Below are 15,389 nucleotides of genomic sequence, written 5' to 3'. Positions count from 1 at the left end.
AGGCTGCATTGACCCAGATATTGCCATAACTTCGCACAGGCCATGCCCCAATCCCGCATTATGCGGACGGGATAACGAGGGACGTTGAGTGACATGACAGATGATCAGCGGCAACAAGACTTCGCGCAACGGTTGAGCCGCATTACGCAAGAGCGCGGTCAGGGGGTGGAAACATCTTCAAAACAGCCAACGCGTGATATCGCTGATTTTGACTACAACACACCGCACAAACGCCACCCGATCCGAAACGGTATCATTTGGATGATCATCCTCGCTGCTGCTGGTACAGGTGGCTATTATGGTTGGCAGGCGATCCCGCAAGACCTTAAGGATATGCTTGTCGGCATGATAGCGCCTGACGACAGTTTGGCCGCAGGTGGCCTGCCGCCCGAAGCGATCCCGGAAACCGATACGATGTCAGATCAGGGACCCGTTCTCAGCTCTCCGTCGGTGCTCGCTGGTTCTGGTGTCCTGACCCTCTTGGATATTGTGGACAACGTCAGCCTTCCCACCGGGAACACAGAGATCGGCGACATCATCCCGATCATCCGCAAAGCGCAGTGTAATCTGCGACCCCTGCTTCCTTCGGAAAAGATCATGGGTGTGCGTATTGAAAACGCGCTGTTGCCCGCACCTCTTTATGCCTTTTCAAACCGGCAGCTTGCAGATCAGCTTCTTTTCCACGTCGAATCTGTCACGCAGGACGGTGCGCCACCCACGACCGAAATGGGCCTCACCGGCGAAAAAGCGGTTCTGGATGTTTTCATCACCGACACCTCGGCTCCGCTTTATCTGGTTCTGCAAAACATCGGCCAAGGTATTATCTGGAACCTGCATCCGGCACCAGAGGTGGAAATCGCCCATGTTGCATTGATCGGATCGGACTTCTCGGGTGCTGCGAACCTGCCGGTTGACACCACGATCGAAGGGATGCTTGTCAGTGATTTCGTCCCGCCCCATCAATACGGCGCTGACGATACGCCACGCGACTGTATGATCCGCCCGTGGCGCAACCCGGAGCCAGACTGGATCGCATCCCGGAAATCAGAAGCGGGCAGTCTCGTTTCCCAAAACGAAATGTATTCCTACAGCAAAGGCTACGCGGCCTATAACCGGTGGTTTACCACGACCCTTGGCGTGGATGCGGCGACCAACACGGTCACAGCCCGCGATGCTGCCCATGTGCTCTTGGGTCCGCAACCTGCAGAACCGTTTGCATACAGCCCCCTTGCAGGACGCGATGTTCACTTGATGGAAGCGGACCATTTGTTTGTCGGCGATGCCGCTTCGCGCAATGCAGCAGCTGCGCGGCTGCATCAGGATCTGCTTGCGGCAGCCATCGGCGGCGATATCAGCGCCCTTGATCCACCTGCTGTGGAAGGGGCCAACCCATGAAACGCGGGCGCATCTCATTCCTGATCTTTTTGCTGATCTTGGCATTGCCAGTCGTGGCGCTCAACTTCGGTGGCTTCAATGTGGGCGGTTGGATCAGTGAGCGTACAGACCAATTCATGCCGCAGACTGCCGTTCCTGCAGCGGAAGCGGAAGCCGCGCCAGAAGACCCTTTCCAATGGCTCAACGATCGGCCGGACCTGCGTGACACGTTCATCCCGAACGAGATGACGCAAGCGCGTTACGTTACAGTTGAAAAAGTCCTCAGCGCTGAAGAACTCCTCAATGATGGCGAGCAGGCGCCGGAAGATGCCTTTCTGGGGCTATACGCCGCCGCACGCGCGCCTGCACAGCTGATCGCGTATTGCGCCGAAGTCATCGCAACCATTGGTACGACCTGCGATCTGACCCACACGCAGACACGCGAAAACCGTGAAGGCAAATGGGTGATGAACGGCCGACTGTCTTTCATTCCGTCATCCGACCTCGGCGATCCGTCGCTTGTTGAAAATGGCCAGTTGCTAAGTGCAAGGGCCGTGCTACCGCAAGAAGGCGACCTGCGCCCGCCCAACAACGCTGAAACACGCGCCGCGATGCTGAGCCAGGCGCAAACGCTCTGTGACAGGTTGCGCGATGAATTTGGCAATTGCGTTTTGACGCGCGTGTCACTTGATGTGCACGAATTATGGATCACCGACCTTGAAGTATTACCCGCAGGCACAAATCCTCAGCGGCTTGAAGCAACGGCGGAATTCACAGTTTATGTCGACCCGATGCAGGTGGATGCGACCGGGTTTGCTGATCTGGTCGCAGAAATCGTCAATCCAGCTTAGGGTGAACCTTGCGGCCAAACTCCTGATGTTATCGATGTGCTAATAAACCTCTAGCGCACTCGCACGCACGGGTTTGAGCCCGTCGGTGCATCGTATTCCGGCAACAACATAAAATACTTTTATCGTCACCCAACGACCCCGTTAAACAACAAAGGGCGCCCACGCAGGACGCCCTCTTTGCATTATATTGCCGAGGTTAGTCTTTGCTCTCGTCGTCGTCCGGCAAGTTAAAGAAGCTTTCCGCATCGGAAACGTCCCGATCATCGGTCTTTTCTTCCTCTTCTTCTTCATCACGCGAATCTGTCAGACTGAACGTCTCAAGGCCGGCCATCGCCGTTGGCATCTTCGGCTCTGCGGCCATACCCAGCGACTGCTCGGTACTTACAAGCTTGCGACGCTCGTCATCAGACATGACTGCGCCCTCTTTTTCTCTTTTGGCATTGGCTTTCTGCACAGCCGCATCAAGTTCAGACTGCTTGCACAGGCCCAAGGCAACCGGATCAATCGGTTCAAGGTTGTTGATGTTCCAGTGCGTCCGCTCGCGGATCGCCTGAATGGTTGGTTTCGTCGTGCCCACCAATTTGGAAATTTGACCGTCTGTCAGTTCCGGGTGGAATTTCACCAGCCAATAGATCGAAGCCGGGCGATCCTGCCGCTTGGAGAGCGGCGTATACCGGGGACCACGGCGTTTTTCTTCGCCGGCGGCGGCAGCATAGAATTTGAGCTTCAGCTTGTGCGCGGGATCTGCTTCGGCCTTGTCGAGCTCTTCCTGTGTCAGCTGGTTGTTGGCGACAGGGTCAAAGCCCTTCACGCCCGCAGCTACATCACCGTCAGCGATGCCTTGCACTTCCAGCTCGTGAAAACCACAGAAGTCTGCAATCTGCTTGAAGGTCAGCGTGGTGTTGTCGCAAAGCCAGACGGCGGTCGCTTTGGCCATAATCGGTTTATCGGACATCTTTCATCTCCATCTTATCAACGGACAAGCCTTTCCCGCGCCCTCGAGGTGGGCAGACTGCGGTGGCAGCCGGGTTCGCATTGTCGGGGAACTTAAGCTCTATATAGTGACACAGGTGAAAATAGGAAAGATCAAAATGTACCGCTTTTTCGCCCTATTCTGCCTGATAGCGACGCCAATTTCGGCACAAGACCGCGCTGGCGACTTTGATTACTATGTCATGTCGCTTTCGTGGTCTGCGAACTGGTGCGCACTGGAAGGTGACGCCCGCAGTTCGGAACAGTGTGATCCATCGGCAGACTTTGGCTGGATACTGCACGGGCTCTGGCCACAATACGAGCAGGGCTATCCGGCAAACTGCGCGACCAGCGAAAGCCCTCCCAGCCGCAGCGATACATCCGCAATGGCAGACATCATGGGGACATCAGGTTTGGCATGGCATCAATGGCGCAAACATGGTGTCTGTTCGGGGCTGTCCGCGGACGCCTATTTCGCCCTTTCGCGCAGAGCGTTCGGGCGCACCACCCGCCCCCAAGTGTTCCGCGCATTGACGGAAGAAGTCACACTTCCGGCGTCTTTGATTGAAGAGGCATTTCTGCAAGACAATCCCACGCTGGAGGCTGATCAGATCACGATCACCTGCAAATCGGGCTTTATACAAGAGGCCCGTATTTGCCTGACCCGCGATCTGGAATTTCGTGACTGTGGCCGTGATGTGATCCGGGATTGCACCCTGACAAACGCGCAGTTTAACCCGATGCGCTAGCGAACTCCAAGACACAGGCTTGAAGAAAGCCGACGCCTTTTCAACCCAAGTTCAGAATGCATGAGCCGGACGATCAGGTATTTGACGGTTCCTGCTCGGACGCAATCTGGCTGCCATCCTTGAGCGTGATTTCACCGCGCGCGTCCTGACATTTGGGGGTGCCATCACGGTTCAGGCGCGGTGTCATATAGCCCTCGATCCCGTCGTCAATGTACCAGTGTTGACAGCCGTCCGGATCAACCCACACGCTCGCCACACCATCACGTAAAAAGCCGCCATCAAAACCACTATCAACGAACTTTTTGTCGCCGCCAAATGTTGATTCACAGGCTGACAGTGCGCCTGCCGCCAAAATGATCATTATACCGCGCCCAATACCCAAATCAAATACCATCCACTTGTGCGCGATTCGCGCGTTTTATCCAGTTAAGACACCATATGTTGAGATTTCGTTCAGGTCTACCACTACGCGCCCGCCTCTTGGCAAGCTATGCCAGAAGTGCGGTGGTCACTGCGCCCTCGGGGTCGGCCAGCCCTTCGACAACGCTGAAATGATGTTCGCCTGCGGCAATTACCTTTTCGCAGTGCCATACCTTCGCCAGTGCATCGGCCTGCTCTAGAAATACCGGTCTCTCTTGTGATCCGACCCAGACGGTGACCGGGACATCGGGTTTCGGCAGGTGTATCGGACTTTCGCTTTGCACTTCTGCGTCGTCCAGTTTCAAATCAGCGTTCATGGATGTCCGCATCAATGGCGCAAGGTCTGCAATCGGAGAAATGGGAACGACGTTTGCAATACGGTCCTGCCACTTCGCCCCAAAGCGCCGCGCGGTCATGCGTGCGGCCAGTTGCCCGCCAGCCGAATGTCCGGTCAGACGCAATGGCCCTGGCACGCGATCCGCCGCCAATGCGATGGCTGCAGCGACTTCATTGCCGATATCGGAAATCCCAACGTCGGGGCAAAGATCGTAAGACGGCATTGCAACGGCCCAGCCATGGGCCAAGGGACCAGCGGCCAGATGCGACCAGTAAGATTTATCAAAGCGAAGCCAGTACCCTCCATGAATGAAGACAACCAAACCCTTGGCTAACCGCGATGGATGGAAAATATCCAGTTTCTGCCTTGGGGTTTCACCATACGGCAAATCTAGTTCGCACAGCGCCTGCGCGCGAAAAACCGCCGCTGCCTGCGCCCATTTTTCGGGATAGGCGTCACCGCCCGGAATATGGGCCGCATTCGCATAAGCATCGTCTAATTCCATCATGCCCCCCTTTACGGCACTGCACTATATCGGTCAGATAGAGTTTAAATCTATAGGAGGCCACTATGCTCGACGAATCCACAAATCTCAAATCCATGCTGTCGCGTCCTGATCTTGTCTGTGAAGATACCCTTTTGGCTGGTGCCTGGGTACAGGCCGCCAACGGCAAGACATTCGAGGTAACGAACCCGGCCCGGGGCGACGTGATCGCAAGAGTACCCGACCTGTCCATAGATGAGGTCGCTCAGGCGATTGCTGCCGCTGACAAGGCCCGCAAGCCATGGGCGGCCCTTGCCGCAAAAGAGCGCTCCAAAGTGCTGCGCAAGTGGTTTGACCTGATGATGGAAAATCAGGAAGACCTTGCCATCATCATGACAGCCGAGCAGGGTAAACCGCTGGCCGAAGCGCGTGGCGAAGTTGCCTATGGCGCATCATTTGTGGAGTGGTTCGCCGAAGAGGCCAAACGCATCTACGGAGAAACGATCCCCGGTCATATGGCGGACAAGCGCATCACCGTGATCAGGCAACCGATCGGCGTGGCTGTGGGGATCACACCCTGGAACTTCCCCAATGCAATGATTGCGCGCAAGGTTGCACCCGCCCTCGCCGCAGGCTGTGGCTTTGTGATCAAACCGTCCGAACTGACACCACTGTCGGCTCTTGCCATGGCCAAGCTTGCACAGGAAGCCGGCGTACCAGACGGCCTCTTTTCCGTGGTCACATCCTCTGATGCGCCCGCAATCGGCAAGGCTTTCTGCGAAAACCCTGCAGTGCGCAAACTGACCTTTACCGGCTCTACCCAAGTCGGGCGCATCCTCTTGGCGCAAGCCGCCGATCAGGTGATCAAATGTTCGATGGAGCTGGGCGGCAATGCGCCATTCATCGTGTTTGACGACGCTGACCTTGATGCCGCCGTCGAAGGTGCCATCGCCTGCAAATTCCGCAACAACGGGCAAACGTGCGTCTGCGCCAACCGTATCTATGTGCAGGCCGGTGTCTATGACGCCTTCGCCGCCAAGTTCAAAACCGCAGTCGAGGCGCTGCGCGTGGGCGACGGCATGAAGGAAGGGACCACTTTGGGCCCGCTGATCGAGCCCAAGGCTGTCACGAAAGTGCAATCGCATCTGGAAGACGCGCTGTCCAAAGGCGGCGAAATCCTCACGGGTGGCAAGCCACACGATCTTGGCGGGCAGTTCTTTGAACCGACGATCATCACCAACGCGACCAAAGATATGCTTGTCAGCACGGACGAAACCTTTGGCCCCTTCGCGCCCCTCTTCAAGTTTGAGGACGAGGACGATGTGATCGCGCAGGCCAACGATACGATCTTTGGCTTGGCCTCCTATTTCTACGCCAACGACCTGAGCCGCGTGACAAAGGTATCCGAGGCACTGGAATACGGCATTGTTGGCATCAACACAGGGATCATTTCAACCGAGGTCGCCCCGTTTGGTGGCGTGAAACAGTCCGGCTTGGGGCGCGAAGGGTCCAGCCACGGGATCGAAGACTATCTCGAAATGAAGTATATCTGCACCAGCGTGTAGATGAAAAGGTAAGGTCGATCACGATCCACCTTACGCCGTCACACGATCTGCGATTTGGCGAGCGGCAGGATTTGCCGCTCGATCAGTCTTTGCAAGTCCCCGAAATACCCGCCGCTTCGGGCAGGCCGCGTCGGGTCCGACGTGATTGCAAGTGTCAGTTCAATATCAGGTGCCACGCAAATGATCTGGCCGCCATAACCCCGTGCCAAGGCATATTGCACACCCGCAGCTTCACCCAGAAACCAGCCATAGCCATAGTCCAACCCCGAAAAGAATGACTGCGTGCGCCTTTCAAATGAACGCCTGACCCAATCCGCGCTTAGAACCTGCTGCCCTTCAAACCGGCCATCCAAACGATACAACTCGCCAAAACGCACCATGGCATCAAGCGTCAGTGCCATCTGGTTCCCGCCCATATACCGGCCTTGGGGGTCACGGGTCCATGCCGGTATTTCGATGCCCAAAGGATCGCCCAACCTCCGCCGCGCCAGCGACAATAGGGACTGTCCCGACACCTCACTCAGTACAGCCCCCAAGATGTGGAATGACCCCGTAGAATAAAGCATCCGCGCGCCCGGCTCTGCGACAAATGGGCGCCCGAGCGCATTGGCGACCCAGTTGCCGCTGCTGACCCATCCGCCGTAATTGGCACCGGAGGTCCGCTCGAGTCCGGCCTGCATGGTGACCAGATTTTCAATGGTAATCCCTGCAACACGGGGATCGGCATTGGCTGGGATCAATCGGGGCGCAACATCGCCCAACGTGGCGCTGAGAGAAGAAAGCTCCGTACGATCCAGTGCTGCGCCTGTCAAAGCGGCAACAATCGTTTTCGACACAGACTTTACAGAAACCGCACGGTTCAACCCCGGCCCGCGAAAGACCTCGGTCGCAACCGATTGCCCCGATTGCCGGATCACCAGCGCATGGCACTGGTCAAAGCCTCGAGCGGTTTGAATGGCCACGGCCCACGGATTTGTCTGCGCCAGCATGGGGGTGGCCAAAGTTGCCAATCCTGCGCTCAGAAAACCGCGACGTTTCATGTGCATAACCGCTCCTTCAAAGTGTTTGGGATAGAACATAGGCACTTGCGCCGGACCTGCCATTAACAATTTTGTGCGATGCGCCGCGCCAGCCGGGAGGCTGTGTTCGTCAATCTCGCCCCGGTCCGGTTTATCCCGATCCGGCAATTGGGCGATCTGCACATGGGCCGTGATATCGCGCATTGCTTGCCATGTGCCCAAGACGTCTCGGGTGATCTTGGCCGCATGGACCGTGTCGCATTGCAGGCGCAGGTCGGGTGTGACGAATCAATGGCCCATCCACGCATGGACCGGTCTGGCGATGATTGCAGGTGGCGTCCTTTGGGGCTGTTCTTGTTCTTTTGGGCCCGCGAAGGCCCGTTCTAGTGCAGTTCCGCAGACGGAATGATCGGAAAGAATTCACCCTGTGATCTGATACCGAACCACTGCTCGTCTTCGTGTTCGCTATGCTCCCCAAGCTCGACCAACCGGTAGAAAGACTTGCGGTCGATCAACGCCTCAAGGTTGGCGCGCACCAAGACATATGGCGAAGGCTCACCGGTTTCGGGGTCGCGCTCGACACGGATCGGGTGATCGGGTCCTGCGACCATACGGTCGCCGACATTGGTCTGGAACTCCAGCCCGTCACCGCGTTTGTTAAAGTCAACCGCAACGAATGGCGCATCGTCGACGGTAATTCCGACCTTTTCGACCGGAGTGACGAGCACATAGTCGTCCCCATCCTTGCGCAGAATTGTCGAAAAAAGCCTGACCAGTTCCGCCCGCCCGATCGGAGTTCCCATGTAAAACCATGTCCCGTCGCGGGCGATCCGCATGTCGATGTCACCACAATGCGGCGGATTCCACAAATGCACCGGTGGCAAACCGCCTTTTTGGGCGGCACGTGCGCTGCTGGCGATGCTTTCTGCGGATGGTTTCACAATCTTTTGTGTGGTCATTGTTTTTGCCATTGGGTGAGATGGTATTATCTGATGTGATACAAGATATAGTTCAACCGGAGAAAAGTCATGGCCAACAACGCCGATCTCGTCGATCAGATTGAAAATCTGGGCGCAAAACTGGCAGAGGCGCGAAACAGTATCGCAGCCCGTTTCATTGGCCAGCCACGCGTCGTGGACCTGACGCTGACCGCGTTGATCTGCGGTGGTCACGCTGTGTTGATCGGCTTGCCCGGTCTTGGCAAGACACGTCTTGTCGATACGCTGTCCACCGTCATGGGCCTGAAAGGGAACCGTATCCAGTTCACGCCAGACCTGATGCCTGCGGATATTCTTGGGTCCGAAGTTCTGGAAACAACAGATGATGGCCGACGCAATTTCCGTTTCATCGAGGGGCCGATCTTTTGTCAGCTTCTGATGGCGGACGAAATCAACCGGGCTTCGCCACGGACACAATCGGCGCTCTTGCAGGCAATGCAGGAAAAAGAGGTCACAATCGCGGGCGAGCATCGCGCACTTGGCGTGCCGTTTCACGTGCTGGCGACGCAGAACCCGATTGAACAGGAGGGCACCTACCCCTTGCCCGAAGCGCAACTTGACCGTTTCCTTGTCCAGATCGACGTGCCCTATCCGGACCGCTCTACCGAAAAAGACATCTTGATTGCGACGACAGGTGTGGAGGATGCAAAATCCCAAGCTGTCTTTACCGCGCAAGAACTGCTTGATGCACAAACCCTTCTGCGCCGGATGCCGGTGGGCGACAATATTGTTGAAATGATCCTTGATCTGGTCCGCTCCTGCCGCCCCGATGACGAAGATGCCCCCGATACTGTCCGTAAGAACGTCAGCTGGGGTCCGGGGCCGCGCGCGGCACAAGCCTTGATGCTAACCGTTCGCGCGCAGGCACTACTGGAAGGACGTCTTGCGCCGTCTGCGGAAGACGTGCGCGCCATGGCGGTTCCCGTCCTTGAACACCGCATGGCGCTGTCCTTCGCCGCACGCGCACGCGGCGAAAGCATCCATGACGTAATCAACACCGTTGCCGATCAGATCACAACCGTGGCCAGCGCGGCATGACCAATCCCCTCACCCTCAGGTCCGACGCCGAGGCGCTTGCCGCCCCGCTGCCCCCGCTTCTGGCGGAAGCAGAGCACCTGGCGAGCGCTGTCCTGCTGGGTGAACATGGGCGCAGGCGCGCGGGCACAGGCGATACGTTTTGGCAGTACCGTCCCGCGCAGCCGCACGACGAGGCGCGCAGCATCGACTGGCGACGCTCTGCCCGGTCGGATGCGAGTTTCGTGCAGGACAAGGAATGGCAGATCGCCCAATCGATCATCCTGTGGGTCGATCAGGCTGCATCGATGTCTTTCGGGTCGGACGACAACCTGCCGACAAAAGCGCAACGGGCGCGCGCACTGGGCCTCGCCTGCGCAATCGTGCTGATCCGCGGGGGCGAACGTGTCGGCCTCACAGGTCTGCGGCTACCACCGCGTCGCGGCGAAGCACAACTTATGCAGATGGCGCAGCTTCTATCGCAGGAAGACGACACGGACTATGGCGCACCCGAAGCACAAGGGATGCTGCCCCATTCGCGCGCAGTGTTTATCAGCGACTTTCTGGGCGACATAGAACCCATCGAAGAGGCGTTGATGCGTGCTGCTGATCGTGGCGTGGGTGGCGCACTGCTTCAGGTGCTGGACCCACAGGAAGAAGCCTTTCCCTTTGACGGGCGTACGATTTTTGAAAGCATGTCAGGGGCCATGCGGCATGAAACACTCAAGGCAGGCGATCTCAAGGGGCGCTACCTTGACCGCCTTGCCGAACGCAAGGACCGTTTGCAGCAGCTTGCGCGTATCAGCGGCTGGCAGTTCCAGACACATCATACCGGCGAAAGTGCCACAAACGCCCTTCTTTGGCTTTATGGCGCACTGGAGCATCGCGCCTGATGTGGTCCATTGGTCCGATAGGTTTCACCGTGCCCTGGCTGCTTCTCGGGCTGATCGCGCTGCCGATCTTGTGGATATTGCTGCGCGCCGTACCACCTGCACCGATCAAGCGGCGCTTTCCGGGTGTCGCGCTGCTCTTGGGCCTCACCGACGACGAAAGCCAGAGCGACCGTACACCTTGGTGGCTTCTGCTTTTGCGGATACTCGCGGTGGCCGCCGCCATTGTCGGCTTCGCAGGCCCCGTCCTGAACCCGCAAGATGCCCGCGACGGGTCCGGCGATCTTGTGATCCTGCTGGATGGGTCTTGGGCCGGGGCACCAAGCTGGCAGGCACGGATTGATCGTGTGGACACACTTCTGACCGAAGCCGCCTTGGCCGACAGGCGCGCAGCGGTGATCAATCTCAACGATCTGCCCGTTGGTGAACTGCCCTTCGCCGCACCCGGCGACTGGCAGAACCGCTTGCCCGGCATCCAGCCGCAGCCTTGGCAGCCGGTTGATCCTGCTACCTGGTTCGAAGACATTGACGGACGCTTCGAAACCTACTGGATCTCGGACGGGCTGGAATGGGACGGACGCGAAGATCTGCTTGCTGAACTGGAAGCCCGCGGCGCCGTCACGGTGTTTCAAACCCCTCGGCAAATCGTCGGCATCCGCCCCGCGCGTTTCGAAAACGGAGAGGTCATCGTTTCCGCGACCCGTTCACCCACCGGCAACCCGCTGGAAACAAACGTCACGGCAATAGGTCTTGATCCCGCCGGTGTCGAACGGCAGTTGGCGACTGTTCCCCTGCGTTTCGCCCCCGGAGAAGAAGTTGCGGAAACCGCAATGGTCCTGCCCCCGGAACTGCGCAACCGGATCACCCGCTTCGAGATCACGGGCAGACGCTCTGCCGGTGCCGTCACCCTGACCGACGATGCGCTCAAACGGCGCGAGGTTGCGTTGATCGCCGGACGCGACGACCGCGAGGGGTTGGAGCTGCTTTCGCCCCTGTTCTACCTGCGCGAAGCTCTGGAACCCACCGCAGACATCATTGATGGGACGCTGACCGATATCCTGCTGGCGAACCCCGATGTGATCGTCCTTGCCGATGTCGCCAATCTAGCGGGGCTCGAGGCTGAAGCGGTGCAGGAATGGGTCGAAAACGGGGGGATGCTCCTGCGCTTTGCAGGACCGCGGCTTGCCGCATCAGATCAGGGGCGCAACGAAACCGATCCGCTTTTGCCCGTGCGCCTGCGCTCGGGTGGCCGCTCTGTTGGCGGCGCGATGAGTTGGGGTGAACCCAAAACACTGGCACCATTTGCCGAAGATAGCCCCTTCTTTGGCCTGCCCGTCCCCGATGACGTCACCGTCACCAGTCAGGTGATGGCCCAACCCGACCCGACGCTGGCAGACCGTGTCATTGCGCAACTGACCGACGGCACACCGCTTGTGACGCGAAAGGTGATCGGCGAAGGTCAGGTCGTGCTGGTACATGTGACCGCAAACGCTGAATGGTCGACCTTGCCGTTGTCCGGCCTTTTCGTGCAGATGCTGGAACGTCTGGCCGTTTCCACCCGGCCTGCAAGCCCCGATGCAACGGAGCTGGCAGGCACGACATGGCTACCAAATAAGGTGCTGGATGCCTTTGGAACGCTCGAAGACGGTAGCGCCCTGCCCGGTGTCGCAGGTGAGGTTCTGTCCGAAGGCACCCCCGGGCCAGAACTGTTGCCCGGCCTCTACAAGGGCAGCGACCGTCAACTTGCCATCAATGTGATCGGAGAAGATACCGTGCTGAATGTCGCGCAATGGCCCGCCCGCATCGCAATCGAGGGGATGGCCGTTGTCCGCGAAACAGCGCTCAAAGGCTGGTTGCTCAGCGCCACGGTTCTACTCCTGCTCATCGACGTCATTGCGTCGCTCGCCATTGGCGGCAGGCTGAGGGGGCCGCGGGCTGACGTCGCCGCTGCTGTCGCGCTTGCGCTGTTCTGGGCACCGGACGCGCAGGCACAGGCCGCCGAGGATTTCGCGCTACGGGCAACGTCCGAAGTCGTTCTGGCCCACGTCCTGACCGGCGACGCCGAAACAGACGATATTGCCGCAGCCGGGCTCTTGGGCCTGTCGCAAACGCTGTTCCGGCGCACCTCCATCGAACCGGCCGCCCCCATCGGTGTGAATGTCGAGAGCGACGAACTGGCCTTTTTTCCCTTTCTCTACTGGCCCGTCACCGCCGACCAACCGATGCCCAGCCGCGAGGCTTATGCCAAACTGAACCGCTATCTGCGCACTGGCGGGATGATCATGTTTGACACACGCGACGCAGACACCGCGCGTTTCGGCTCCGGCTCGCCCGAAGGACAGCGCCTGCAAGCTATTGCCCGGTCGCTCGATATCCCTGCGATCGAACCGATCCCGTCCGATCACGTTCTCACCCGCACGTTTTACCTGCTACAAGATTTTCCCGGTCGTTACGCCAGCCGTGATGTCTGGGTCGAAGCAGCCCCGATTGATGCGCAACAGATCGAAGGGATCCCCTTCCGCAATCTCAACGACGGTGTCACCCCCGTCATCATCGGGGGTAATGACTGGGCCCGCGCCTGGGCGGTGGATGGTAACGGGCGGCGCATGTTCCCTGTGGGTCGCGGCATGTCCGGCGAACGGCAACGCGAGATCGCGCTGCGTTTTGGCGTGAACGTCATCATGCATGTGCTGACGGGCAATTATAAGTCGGATCAGGTCCATGTGCCTGATCTGCTGGATCGGTTGGGACAGTGATATGACAGGAACAATTGTCCTTGATCCGCTGATCCCGCTCGTCCTGCTCTATGGCGTCGCAGGCTTGGCTCTGCTGGCCCTGATCCTTGCAATATGGCGGCGTCTGCCCGGCTGGTGGCTGCGTGGTTTGGCGGGGCTGGCCCTGCTGGCCGCCATCGCAAACCCCAGTATCCAGCAAGAAGACCGTGAACCGCTGAGCGATATCGTGATGATGGTTGTCGATGAAAGCGCAAGCCAGCGCATCGGCGACCGCCCGTCGCAAAATGCAGCGGCCGTCGCGAATATCGAGGCCGAGATTGCGCGTCAGGCAAACACCGAACTGCGTACCGTGACACTGGGCGACGGTGAAGGCGACCTTGGCACGACCCTGATGACGGCCCTGTCCGGCGCTCTCGCCGAAGAACCGCGCGCGCGTATCGCAGGCATTATCCTTGTGACCGACGGACGCCTGCATGACATCGAACGTGCGCCGAACCTGCCAGCGCCCCTGCACACGCTGTTGACCGGTCAACCCGATGATTGGGACCGACGCTTGGTCGTCGAGAACGCGCCTGCCTTCGCGATCCTTGGCGAAGAAGTCAACCTGACCTTGCGGATCGAGGACCAGGGGGCAGCACCTGAAACCACCTCTGTCCCGCTTTCGATCGCGATTGACGGCGAACCGCCTGTTACCGTTCAGGTCCCCGTCGGCGAGGATATCCAGCTTCCCGTCACACTGCCGCATGGCGGCATGAACGTGCTGCAATTCACAACCCCCGAGGCAGAGGGCGAACTGACCAACCGTAACAATGCGGCGGTGGTGCAGATCAACGGGGTCCGCGACCGGTTGCGCGTCTTGCTGGTCTCGGGCGAGCCGCATCCCGGCGAACGTACGTGGCGCAACCTGCTGAAATCGGACTCTTCGGTTGACCTGGTGCACTTCACCATCCTGCGCCCGCCTGAAAAGCAGGACGGTGTGCCGGTTAACGAACTGTCCCTGATCGCCTTTCCCACACGCGAGTTGTTTCTCGAGAAAATCCATGACTTCGATCTGATCATCTTTGACCGCTATCGCCGTCGCGGAATTCTGCCCAGTGCGTACCTCGAGAATATCCGCTCTTACGTGGAGCAAGGTGGGGCAGTGCTGATCTCATCCGGGCCGGAATACGGGTCCGCCGAAAGCATCTATCGCTCGCCCCTGGGTCAAATTCTGCCCGGTGCGCCGACAGCACGTGTCTTCGAGGAAGGCTTTGTGCCGCAAATCACCGACCTTGGCGACCGCCACCCCGTCACAGAGGGGCTTGATCTGCTGTCACCCAACCCTGATGGGGAAGGCCCCGGTTGGGGGCGCTGGTTCCGTTTGGTCGACGTCTTGGTTCCACAGGACGCGATGACCGTCATGTCCGGCCTTGATGAACGTCCGCTGCTGACCCTCAATCGCGTTGGCGAAGGCCGCGTCTCCCTGATTGCGTCGGACCATTCGTGGCTCTGGGACCGAGGCTATGAGGGCGGCGGGCCGCAGTTGGAGCTGCTGCGACGACTGGCCCACTGGATGATGAAAGAACCCGAGCTTGAGGAAGAGGCGCTTTGGGTTGAGCCCACCGGCCAGACAATGCGGATAATCCGGCGTACACTATCATTGGATACCGGCGATGTGGTCGTCACCCATCCCGACGGCACGGAAACGACACTGCGTTTGGAAGAAGTGTCTCCCGGTCGGTTCGAAACGCTCTGGGAGGCCCCGGAGATCGGGCTTTACCGGCTGGATGATGGAGAAGAAAAGGCTGTAATCGCTCTCGGCCCCGCAGCACCGCGGGAATTCGAGCAGACTATCGCAGGCAGTGAATTGCTGGACCCGCTGGTCGAAGACACACGTGGCGGTGTCTTTCCGATATCTGCAGGCGATATTGACATTCGGACAGTACGCAAAGGACGGCCCGCCGCCGGACGTGGCTGGTGCGGAATGCATCGCGCGGTGTGA

14 protein-coding genes are annotated in these 15,389 nt (G+C 58.9%); 9 read left to right on the top strand and 5 right to left on the bottom strand.

Annotated elements, in window-relative coordinates:
* The first annotated feature begins 93 nt into the window (after positions 1–93).
* Both R6T97_RS10015 and R6T97_RS10010 read left to right on the top strand, forming a co-directional pair.
* Positions 94–1,395, top strand: coding sequence for a hypothetical protein (locus tag R6T97_RS10015; protein ID WP_410349153.1), 1,302 nt, complete (start codon positions 94–96; stop codon positions 1,393–1,395).
* The gene (locus tag R6T97_RS10010) at positions 1,392–2,225 is read left to right on the top strand and encodes a hypothetical protein (RefSeq protein WP_410349152.1); all 834 of its coding nucleotides are present in this window, start codon (positions 1,392–1,394) and stop codon (positions 2,223–2,225) included. Before R6T97_RS10015 ends, R6T97_RS10010 begins: the two co-directional genes overlap by 4 nt.
* A 196-nt stretch (positions 2,226–2,421) precedes the next feature.
* Here the strand turns inward: R6T97_RS10010 and R6T97_RS10005 are convergent, their stop codons facing one another.
* The gene (locus tag R6T97_RS10005) at positions 2,422–3,180 is read right to left on the bottom strand and encodes a DUF1013 domain-containing protein (protein WP_410349151.1); all 759 of its coding nucleotides are present in this window, start codon (positions 3,178–3,180) and stop codon (positions 2,422–2,424) included.
* A gap of 136 nt (positions 3,181–3,316) precedes the next feature.
* On the opposite strand from R6T97_RS10005, the gene R6T97_RS10000 reads away from it, so the two are divergent.
* Positions 3,317–3,946, top strand: a complete 630-nt coding sequence (locus tag R6T97_RS10000) for a ribonuclease T2 family protein (protein WP_410349150.1) — start codon at positions 3,317–3,319, stop codon at positions 3,944–3,946.
* 73 nt (positions 3,947–4,019) lie between these two features.
* Here the strand turns inward: R6T97_RS10000 and R6T97_RS09995 are convergent, their stop codons facing one another.
* Both R6T97_RS09995 and R6T97_RS09990 read right to left on the bottom strand, forming a co-directional pair.
* The gene (locus tag R6T97_RS09995; RefSeq protein WP_410349149.1) at positions 4,020–4,307 is read right to left on the bottom strand and encodes a hypothetical protein; all 288 of its coding nucleotides are present in this window, start codon (positions 4,305–4,307) and stop codon (positions 4,020–4,022) included.
* A gap of 127 nt (positions 4,308–4,434) precedes the next feature.
* Entirely contained in the window at positions 4,435–5,211 is a 777-nt protein-coding gene (locus R6T97_RS09990; RefSeq protein ID WP_410349148.1) for an alpha/beta hydrolase, read from the bottom strand.
* A 62-nt stretch (positions 5,212–5,273) separates the two neighbouring features.
* Between R6T97_RS09990 and R6T97_RS09985 the strand changes: the two genes are divergently transcribed.
* The gene (locus R6T97_RS09985) at positions 5,274–6,752 is read left to right on the top strand and encodes an NAD-dependent succinate-semialdehyde dehydrogenase (protein WP_410349147.1); all 1,479 of its coding nucleotides are present in this window, start codon (positions 5,274–5,276) and stop codon (positions 6,750–6,752) included.
* Between the two features lie 38 nt (positions 6,753–6,790).
* Here R6T97_RS09985 and R6T97_RS09980 read toward each other — a convergent pair whose 3' ends face one another.
* Positions 6,791–7,798, bottom strand: coding sequence for a serine hydrolase domain-containing protein (locus tag R6T97_RS09980; RefSeq protein ID WP_410349146.1), 1,008 nt, complete (start codon positions 7,796–7,798; stop codon positions 6,791–6,793).
* A 96-nt stretch (positions 7,799–7,894) separates the two neighbouring features.
* On the opposite strand from R6T97_RS09980, the gene R6T97_RS09975 reads away from it, so the two are divergent.
* Positions 7,895–8,158: a hypothetical protein gene (locus R6T97_RS09975; RefSeq protein ID WP_410349145.1), complete on the top strand. Its 264-nt coding sequence runs from the start codon at positions 7,895–7,897 to the stop codon at positions 8,156–8,158.
* On the opposite strand, the gene R6T97_RS09970 is transcribed toward R6T97_RS09975, so the two are convergent.
* Positions 8,155–8,730: a DUF1285 domain-containing protein gene (locus R6T97_RS09970; protein ID WP_410349144.1), complete on the bottom strand. Its 576-nt coding sequence runs from the start codon at positions 8,728–8,730 to the stop codon at positions 8,155–8,157. The two genes, R6T97_RS09975 and R6T97_RS09970, sit on opposite strands and share 4 nt — an antisense overlap.
* 69 nt (positions 8,731–8,799) lie before the next feature.
* Between R6T97_RS09970 and R6T97_RS09965 the strand changes: the two genes are divergently transcribed.
* Genes R6T97_RS09965 through R6T97_RS09950 form a run of 4 tightly spaced genes read left to right on the top strand, consistent with a single transcriptional unit; the run spans position 8,800 to position 15,389 of the window.
* Positions 8,800–9,807 (top strand): AAA family ATPase, encoded by a 1,008-nt coding sequence (locus R6T97_RS09965; RefSeq protein WP_410349143.1) that lies wholly within the window; start codon positions 8,800–8,802, stop codon positions 9,805–9,807.
* Positions 9,804–10,676, top strand: a complete 873-nt coding sequence (locus tag R6T97_RS09960; RefSeq protein ID WP_410349142.1) for a DUF58 domain-containing protein — start codon at positions 9,804–9,806, stop codon at positions 10,674–10,676. Before R6T97_RS09965 ends, R6T97_RS09960 begins: the two co-directional genes overlap by 4 nt.
* The gene (locus tag R6T97_RS09955) at positions 10,676–13,429 is read left to right on the top strand and encodes a DUF4159 domain-containing protein (RefSeq protein WP_410349141.1); all 2,754 of its coding nucleotides are present in this window, start codon (positions 10,676–10,678) and stop codon (positions 13,427–13,429) included. The genes R6T97_RS09960 and R6T97_RS09955 overlap by 1 nt, the downstream gene beginning before the upstream one ends.
* Before the next feature lies 1 nt (position 13,430).
* The gene (locus tag R6T97_RS09950) at positions 13,431–15,389 is read left to right on the top strand and encodes a hypothetical protein (RefSeq protein ID WP_410349140.1); all 1,959 of its coding nucleotides are present in this window, start codon (positions 13,431–13,433) and stop codon (positions 15,387–15,389) included.

The organism is Yoonia sp. (assembly GCF_046498525.1).
Classification (GTDB): Bacteria; Pseudomonadota; Alphaproteobacteria; order Rhodobacterales; family Rhodobacteraceae; genus Yoonia.
The sequence above is the reverse complement of the archived record's forward strand: the minus strand, read 5'-3'. Positions and strand labels throughout refer to the sequence as shown.